At 60.7% G+C, this 7,739-nt stretch carries 6 protein-coding genes; 2 read left to right on the top strand and 4 right to left on the bottom strand.

Annotated features, from left to right (window positions below; all coding sequences use genetic code 11):
• Positions 1-216: 216 nt before the first annotated feature.
• Positions 217-1,026, bottom strand: coding sequence for a 5-deoxy-glucuronate isomerase (iolB, locus tag ABLV52_RS23240; protein WP_023291777.1), 810 nt, complete (start codon positions 1,024-1,026; stop codon positions 217-219).
• 18 nt (positions 1,027-1,044) lie between these two features.
• Positions 1,045-2,550 carry a CoA-acylating methylmalonate-semialdehyde dehydrogenase gene (locus tag ABLV52_RS23235; protein ID WP_023291776.1) on the bottom strand — a complete coding sequence of 502 codons (1,506 nt, stop codon included), beginning with the start codon at positions 2,548-2,550 and terminating at the stop codon, positions 1,045-1,047.
• Positions 2,551-2,901: 351 nt separating this feature from the next.
• Between ABLV52_RS23235 and ABLV52_RS23230 the strand changes: the two genes are divergently transcribed.
• Positions 2,902-3,723, top strand: coding sequence for a TIM barrel protein (locus ABLV52_RS23230; RefSeq protein ID WP_044525212.1), 822 nt, complete (start codon positions 2,902-2,904; stop codon positions 3,721-3,723).
• Positions 3,724-3,820: 97 nt separating this feature from the next.
• Complete coding sequence (locus ABLV52_RS23225) at positions 3,821-5,323, top strand: helicase HerA-like C-terminal domain-containing protein (protein WP_032454666.1); 1,503 nt, start codon at positions 3,821-3,823, stop codon at positions 5,321-5,323.
• A gap of 50 nt (positions 5,324-5,373) precedes the next feature.
• Here the strand turns inward: ABLV52_RS23225 and lptG are convergent, their stop codons facing one another.
• Together lptG and lptF are read right to left on the bottom strand one after the other, a co-directional pair.
• Positions 5,374-6,456: an LPS export ABC transporter permease LptG gene (gene lptG / locus ABLV52_RS23220; RefSeq protein WP_002886956.1), complete on the bottom strand. Its 1,083-nt coding sequence runs from the start codon at positions 6,454-6,456 to the stop codon at positions 5,374-5,376.
• Positions 6,456-7,553, bottom strand: coding sequence for an LPS export ABC transporter permease LptF (gene lptF, locus ABLV52_RS23215; protein WP_023291773.1), 1,098 nt, complete (start codon positions 7,551-7,553; stop codon positions 6,456-6,458). The genes lptG and lptF overlap by 1 nt, the downstream gene beginning before the upstream one ends.
• Between the last annotated feature and the right edge of the window lie 186 nt (positions 7,554-7,739).

Raw genomic sequence — 7,739 nt, 5'->3', positions numbered from 1 at the left:
GGTATGAGCCTGTGAGAGGACCCCGTAGGCCGGATAAGCGTAGCGCCATCCGGCACGGCCACGGGTACGGTGCCTGACTGCCCGGCGGCGCTGCGCTTGCCGGGCCTGGGAGTGGGATTCCGCGGAGCCTTTCGCGAAAAAACACTCGCAGCGCATTGACAAGAAGGCCGGTTAGCATCGCTAACCGGCCTTTTTTATCGGCGTCTGCGCGTCACGTTAGTCGTGGCGCGGATATTCCGGGGTGTTGATCCAGGCGTGGTCCTCTTCCCAGGTGAACAGCCATTTCCGATCCGGCCCGGCCATGACGTTCAGATAGTAGCTGTCGTAACCGGCAATCGCCGCCACCGGATGGTAACCGCGCGGCACCATCACCACATCGTGGTTATAGGGCGCCATGCAGGCGTCCAGGCTGCGGTCGTCGGTGTAGACCCGCTGGAAGGCAAAGCCCTGCGGCGGATCGAAGCGGTGATAGTAGGTCTCTTCCAGCTGCGTCTCTTTGCCCGGCTGGGCGGTATCGTGCTTATGCGACGGCCACGAGCTGGTGGCCCCTTCGTCGGTGTAGACCTCGACCACCAGCAGGCAATCCGCCTCGGCGCTGTCCGGCAGAATATTATGCACCCGGCGCTGGTTGCGCCCTTTCCCGCGGTGCTCCACGCCGACGTCTTCCGGCCGAATCAGGCGTGCCGGGAAGCTGCCTTTGCCCGGCGCGCTGCACACCGCCAGCTCCAGATCGGAATCGGCGGTCACCTCGACCCGATCCTGCGGCGGCACGTATACCGACCACGGCGGGGTACGTTCAAACGGCGACATCCGTTTACCGAGATTCGGGAAATCGGCCTGCTGCGTTTTCACCGACGCCAGGCCAGCGACCAGCACCAGGCACAGCTCGCGATCGCCGCTCTCCAGCGTCACGGTCTGCCCTTTTTTCAACATCCAGACATCAAAGCCGATATAGCGCCAACCGGCGCTTTGCGGCGTAATATGCTGGATCTGTCCCTCTTTTCGCGATTTAGCCAGTAACGACATGGCGCTCTCCTTCGCCGATTAACCTAACGTCGGCATGCTGAATTCAGATACGGTCTGCTGCCCTGCCGGCCAGCGTACGGTGGCGGTCTTCATGCGCGTGTAGAAGCGCACGCCGTCCGGCCCGTGGACATTCAGCGCGCCAAACACTGAGCGCTTCCAGCCGCCGAAGCTGTGGAACGCCATCGGCACCGGGACCGGCACGTTCACCCCGACCATCCCCGCCTGCACGTCGTGGACGAATTCACGCGCGGTGTGGCCGTTGCTGGTGAAGACGGCGCTGCCGTTGCCAAACTCGTGGCTGTTAACCAGTTCGAGGGCGCTGTCATAGTCCGCCGCGCGCACAATCCCCAGCACCGGGCCAAAGATCTCTTCGCGCCAGATGGTCATCTCCGGGGTGACGTGATCGAACAGGGTGCCGCCGATATAATAGCCCGCGTCGTAGCCCGGCACGCGCAGTTTGCGGCCATCGACCACCAGTTTTGCCCCTTCGCTTTCGCCTTTATCAATATAGCCGAGCACTTTTTTCTGATGAGTATCAGACACCACCGGCCCCATCTCGTTCTCTTCCTGGCCGCGCATGCAGCCCGGGCCCACTTTCAGCGCTTCCACCAGCGGCTTCAGGCGAGCGATCAGTTTGTCGGCGGTTTCATCTCCCACCGCCACCACCACCGGCAGCGCCATGCAGCGCTCTCCTGCGGAACCGAAGGCGCCGCCCATAATGGCGTTAACGGTGGCGTCGAGATCGGCATCCGGCATCACTATCGCGTGGTTCTTGGCGGCGCCGAAGGCCTGCACGCGCTTGCCGTGGGCACTGGCGGTCTTATAGATATACTCCGCCACGCCGGAGGAGCCGACGAAGCTCACCGCCGCAATGCGCGGGTCAGTGTACAGCTGCTCGGCATCTTCATTGCTGCAGTGCACGACGTTAAACACGCCGTCCGGCAGACCGGCCTCTTTCAGCAGCTCTGCCAGACGCACGGCGGCCGTCGGCGCCAGCGCCGGCGGCTTGAGGACGAAGCTGTTGCCGCAGGCCAGCGCCAGCGGGAACATCCACATCGGCACCATCGCCGGGAAGTTGAACGGGGTGATCCCGGCCACCACGCCCAGCGGCTGCATCAACGAGTAGCTGTCGACGCCGGTGCCGACGTCAGAGGAGTATTCGCCTTTAATCAGGTGCGGGATCCCGCAGGCGAATTCGACCACTTCCATGCCGCGGGTCAGCTCGCCCAGCGCATCCGACCACACTTTGCCGTGCTCGCTGACGATGATCCCCGCCAGCTCTTCCACGTGCTGCTCCAGCAACATTTTAAAGTTGAACAGCACGCGGGCGCGGCGCAGCGGCGTGGTGCGAGACCAGCTGTCAAACGCATCGCGAGCAACCTGAATCGCCTCAGAGACTTCCTGCGCGGTCGATACCGTGACTTCGCGCACCGCTTTGCCCGTCGCCGGATCGTAAACCGGCATCGTTTCGTTGCTGCTGCTGATAACGGTTTTCCCGCCAATAAAGTTTCCTGTGATCGTCATGTTCTCGCCTCATAGTGAAGAGGGCCAGCGCACGCCGGCCCGTCGCTGATTCTGCTGTGCTATAACCGTAGTAAAATGAAATTTATATTTCAACATTGTTGTGAAATGAAATTTCATTTTGGTGATAACAGTCGCATTTTGCGCTCACGCATCGCTTACGCGCTTCCCCCATCGAGCCGCGCCGCCTCGCGATACCTGGCTCCCGGTCCCGGTCGCTCCCGCCGCGGCAGCCGGGAATATTTTGCGAGGCAGCTCAAACAATCATCATTTTCATTCTTGCTTATTTTGGAATAAACGTTTTGACTGTTAGCCAATTGAACGAACCCAACCCTCTTCCGTCAGGAGTGTCCTATGGCCATCGCAATGCAACGTTTTTGTATTAACCGCAAAATCGCGCCAGCGCTCAGCATTGAAGCGTTTTTCCGTCTGGTGAACCGTCTGGGCCTGAATAAAGTCGAGCTGCGCAACGATTTACCCAGCGGGAAAGTGACCGACGATCTGAGCCATCAGCAGGTGCGCGAGCTGGCGGCGCGTTACCACATCGAGATCCTGACGATTAACGCGGTCTATCCCTTTAACCGCCGTAGCGAAGAGGTGCGGCAGCTGACCGAGTCGCTGCTGAAAGAGGCCCAGGCCATTGGCGCCAAATCGCTGGTGCTTTGCCCGCTCAACGACGGCAGCGAGGTGCCGGCCAGCGATACTCTGAGCGCCCTGCGCGACCTGGCGCCGCTGTTCGCCTTCTACGGCATCCACGGTCTGGTGGAGCCGCTGGGCTTCCCGCAAAGCTCGCTGCGATCGGCGCACCAGGCGCAGACGCTGATCCATGACGCCCGCGTGCCGTTTAAGCTGCTGATCGACACCTTCCATCACCATCTCTACCCGCAGGCGGCGGACGAGTTCAGCCAGGTGGAAGTAGCGGACATCGGTCTGGTGCACCTCTCCGGGGTGGACGATACCCGTCCGCGCGAGCAGCTCACCGATGCCGAGCGCATCATGCTGACGCCGCAGGATCGCCTCGGCACCTGCGAGCAGGTTAAAGCGCTGGAAGCCCGCGGCTATCAGGGGGTATACGCTTTTGAACCCTTCGCTCCCGAGCTGGCGCAGTGGAGCGAAGCGGATATCGAGCGCGAAATTGAGCAGAGCATTGCGCTTATCCAACGCCACTGCGCCTGAGGCCTCTCGCGACAGCGTGCGCGGCGCGTGACGATTTCCCCAACGCCGGACGACGAGGTTGCCTATAATCGTCGCAGGATAAATGGAGGAATCGATCATGAGCTCACCCCTGTTGATTGCGCGCACGCTGGATAACGCGCTCTATTTGTTGCCCGCGATGGCCAACCGCCATGGGCTGATCACCGGTGCGACCGGCACCGGTAAAACCGTCACCCTGCAAAAGCTGGCTGAGTCGTTCTCGGAAATTGGCGTGCCGGTATTTATGGCGGACGTCAAGGGCGACCTGACCGGCATTGCCGCCGCAGGGCAGAGCTCAGAGAAACTGCAGGCGCGGCTGGAGAAGATCGGCGTCAGCGACTGGGAGCCGCACGCCAACCCGGTGGTACTCTGGGATATCTTTGGCGAGAAGGGCCACCCGGTTCGGGCGACGGTCTCCGATCTTGGCCCCCTGCTGCTGGCGCGCCTGCTCAATCTCAATGAGGTTCAGAGCGGCGTGCTGAACATTATTTTCCGCATCGCGGACGACCGCGGTCTGCTGCTGCTCGACTTCAAAGACCTCCGCGCCATCACCCAGTTTATCGGCGACAACGCCAAATCTTTCCAGAACCAGTATGGCAATATCAGCAGCGCCTCGGTCGGCGCCATCCAGCGCGGACTGTTGACCCTGGAGCAACAGGGCGCCGGGCACTTCTTCGGCGAGCCGATGCTGGATATTGCCGACTGGATGCGCGTCGATGCCAGCGGCAAAGGGATAATCAATATCCTCAGCGCCGAAAAGCTCTACCAGATGCCGAAGCTCTACGCCGCCAGCCTGCTGTGGATGCTCTCCGAGCTGTACGAGCGTCTGCCGGAGGCGGGCGATCTCGACAAGCCCAAACTGGTGTTCTTCTTCGATGAGGCGCATCTGCTGTTCAACGACGCGCCGCAGGTGCTGCTGGATAAAATCGAACAGGTGATCCGTCTTATTCGCTCCAAGGGCGTCGGCGTCTATTTTGTCTCGCAGAACCCGGCGGATATACCCGACGCCGTGCTCGGCCAGTTGGGCAACCGCGTACAGCACGCGCTGCGCGCCTTTACGCCGAAGGATCAGAAAGCGGTGAAAACCGCCGCCCAGACCATGCGCGCCAACCCGGCCTTCAGTACCGAGCAGGCGATCCAGGAGCTGGGCACCGGCGAGGCGCTGATCTCCTTCCTCGATGAGAAAGGCAGCCCCTCGGTGGTCGAGCGGGCGATGGTTATCGCCCCCTGCTCGCGAATGGGGCCGGTCAGCGATGATGAGCGCAATGGCCTGCTGAATCACTCGCCGCTGTACGGCAAGTATGAAGAAGAGGTGGACCGCGAGTCGGCCTTCGAGATGCTGCAGCAAGGGGTGCAGGTCACTACCGAGCAGCAGTCGGCTCCGCCGGCGAAGGGTCAGCAGAGCGGGGAAGACGATGGGCTGCTCGGCGGCCTGAAAGATATCCTGTTCGGCAGCACCGGCCCGCGCGGCGGCAAACGCGACGGTATCGTGCAGACCGCGGCGAAAAGCGCGGTTCGCCAGGTCACCAATCAGATCGTCCGCGGCATGCTGGGCAGTCTGCTGGGCGGCCGCAAGCGCTAAAAAAAAGCCCCCTCATCGTTGAGGGGGCTTACGTTCCGTAGCCGAGTCCGCTAGGCCTTGCGCATCATCAGCCAGAGGCTTATCAGGAAGAAGCTGGCGCTTGGCAACAGGGCGCCGATGATCGGCGGTATGCCGTACACCAGGGTCAGCGGGCCGAAAATCTGATCCAGCACGTAGAAGATAAAGCCGAAGCTAATCCCGGTCACCACCCTGACGCCCATCGGCACGCTACGCAGCGGGCCAAAGATAAACGACAGCGCCATCAGCATCATCACCGCCACCGACAGCGGCTGGAAGATTTTGCTCCACATATTGAGCTGGTAGCGTCCCGGATCCTGGCCGCTGGACTTCAGGTATTTCACATAGTTGTGCAGCCCGCTGATCGACAGCGCGTCCGGATCCAGGGCTACCACGCCGAGCTTGTCCGGCGTCAGGTTGGTTTTCCAGGTGCCGCTCACCATCTGCGACCCGGTCACCTGCTTCGGATCGGTCAGATCGGATTCATCCACCTGCGACAGGCGCCACACTTTATTCTCGCTATCGAATTTTGCCGAGGCGGCATAGCGCACCGACTGTAAACGACGCTCCGGGTTGAAGGCATAAATGCTGACGCCCCCCAGCTCATCGTTACCTTTTACCCGTTCGATATAGACAAAGTTATGGCCATCTTTCGCCCACAGCCCCTGCTGGGTGGAAAGCAGCGAACCGCCGTACATCTGCTGGGCGCGGTAGTTGCGCGCCATCTGTTCGCCCTGCGGCGCCACCCACTCGCCGATCGCCATGGTCAACAGCACCAGCGGGATCGCGGTTTTCATCACCGCCAGCGCCACCTGCAGCCGGGTGAAACCGGACGCCTGCATCACCACCAGCTCGCTGCGCTGGGCCAGCATCCCCAGCCCCAGCAGCGCGCCAAGCAGCGCCGCCATCGGGAAGAAGATCTGGATGTCTTTCGGCACGCTGAGGATAGTGTAGAGGCCAGCGCCCAGCGCATCGTAACTGCCCTGCCCGGACTTTTTCAGCTGATCGACAAACTTGATAATGCCGGAGAGCGACACCAGCATGAACAGGGTCATCATGATGGTGTTGAAAATCGTCTTACCGATATAACGGTCAAGTACGCCAAACGCCTGCATCAGGCCGCTCCTTTATTAAAACGGGCGCGGAAGCGGCGCATCGGCACCGTGTCCCACAGGTTTAACAGCACCGCCAGCGCAAAATAGAGCAGGTTAATCGCCCACATCCAGATAGCCGGGTCCATTTTGCCTTTGCCGCCGTTCGACTTAATCGAGGTCTGCAGCAGGAAGAACACCAGGTAGAGCAGCATCGCCGGCAGCATCGACAGCACGCGGCCCTGGCGCGGGTTGACCACGCTGAGCGGCACCACCATCAGCGCCATAATGAAGACGGTCGCCACCAGCGTGAAGCGCCAGTGCAGTTCGGCGCGCGCACGATCGGTGTGGGTCTGCCACAGGGTGCGCATATCCATCTGTTCGGTGTCGTCCGGATCGGCGGCCACCGCCTGGTGGCCGATAATGGCCTGATAGTTATTGAAGTCGGTGATGCGGAAATCGCGCAGCATCGCGGTGCCTTCAAAGCGGGTGCCCTTATTGAGGGTCACCACCTGCGAACCGTCTTTCTGCTGCGACAGCTCGCCGGAATCCGCCACCACCACGGAGGGGCGCGCGTTGCCTTTCGGGCGCAGCTGGGCAAGGAAGACGTCATGGAAGCGGTTGCCGTTCACGCTCTCGATAAACATGACCGCGTTACCATCGCTGGCCTGCTGGAACTGGCCCTGGGCCAGCGCGGCCATGCCGGGGTTGGCCTTGGCTTCCGCCAGCACTTCATCCTGATGGCGCGACGACCACGGCCCCGCCCACATCACGTTGACCGCCGCCACCGCGCCGGTGAACAGCGCGAGGATCATCGCCGCCTTGATCAATACGGCTTTACTCAGGCCGCAGGCGTGCATCACCGTAATTTCGCTTTCGGTGTACAGCTTGCCGAGGGTCATCAGCAGGCCAAGGAACAGACTTAACGGCAGGATAAGCTGCGCCATCTCCGGGATGCCGAGCCCCAGCAGCGAGAGCACCAGATTGGTTGGGATATCGCCATCCACCGCAGCGCCGAGGATCCTGACTAATTTCTGGCAAAAGAAAATCAGTAACAGGATGAATAGGATCGCCAACTGGCTTTTCAGCGTCTCACGAACCAGATATCTTATGATTATCACTATAAATACGCCCGTAAAAACCCGTTTTAGTGCAGGAAAATTGCTTGTTTCATGGCTTAAACGTCATTTATTCTCTTTGGTCGTCGAAAACGTCGCTAAGATTAAATGACTCATCGGTTCTGCATGTCAGGATCTTTTCTGACGAACCCAGGCCTTATTAACGTTAAGATTAACACGAAGTCACCG

This window comes from Klebsiella sp. GB_Kp056 (genome assembly GCF_040064755.1).
Classification (GTDB): domain Bacteria; phylum Pseudomonadota; class Gammaproteobacteria; order Enterobacterales; family Enterobacteriaceae; genus Klebsiella; species Klebsiella quasipneumoniae.
Note: the sequence above shows the minus strand (reverse complement) of the source record. Positions and strands in the feature narration are given on the sequence as shown.